This is a genomic window from Treponema sp. R80B11-R83G3 (assembly GCF_054786115.1).
On sequence record NZ_BDHF01000409.1, the window covers coordinates 1 to 597 of the forward strand.

At 40.7% G+C, this 597-nt stretch carries 1 protein-coding gene; it reads left to right on the plus strand.

The window, feature by feature from the left end:
• Positions 1-315: 315 nt before the first annotated feature.
• Entirely contained in the window at positions 316-504 is a 189-nt protein-coding gene (locus ACYVRH_RS14160) for a hypothetical protein (protein WP_461257518.1), read from the plus strand.
• Positions 505-597: the final 93 nt, after the last annotated feature.

The following is a 597-nucleotide window of genomic DNA, read 5'->3' on the forward strand; positions in this document are numbered from 1 at the left end:
TTATATGGCTGTATTTTGGCAAGGAAAATTGTTTCATTGGACAAATAAGCAACGATTACAACACAATTACATTAAGGGGTTATATTCTTACAAACACAGGAGGTGATGCTGACCCCGTTCAAACAACGGGTTATGTGCTTACAAGAGTGGAATAAAAGGGCGGTAACGCAGCAATCTGACACCATTTTTCGGTAGTGTCGCTGACAAGTCGGCGGCACTACTTGTAGTGTTCGGCTCCAGCCGGGCTTGCCCGAATCTGGAGGCAAAAAAAGAATAAATGGTATATAATTGGGCTAGAAGCCCAAGGGAGTTTTTATGAAAAAGAAAAAATGGTTTATTATGGCAGCTATAATAGGCTTTGTGCTGTCGATATGTTTTACATTAGTTGGTTGTGATTTACTTAAAGATTGCAACTGTTCAGGCGCGGACTGTTCTTCTTCAAGCTGTTCAAGCGCGGACTTTTCAAACTGTTCAAGCGGTTTATCAGGCGCTTCTTGTCGATAAAATGTTATTAACGTTAGTAAAAGTTATAGGAAAGATAAGAAGCCCAAAGGAGGATCAAGGATTGTTGTCTCGTTTACTAAACCAGCCACTAGG

What these genes read in the sequence shown, in the direction of transcription:
- ACYVRH_RS14160 (WP_461257518.1), top strand. Translation starts at nt 316, where the DNA reads ATGAAAAAGAAAAAATGGTTTATTATGGCAGCTATAATAGGCTTTGTG.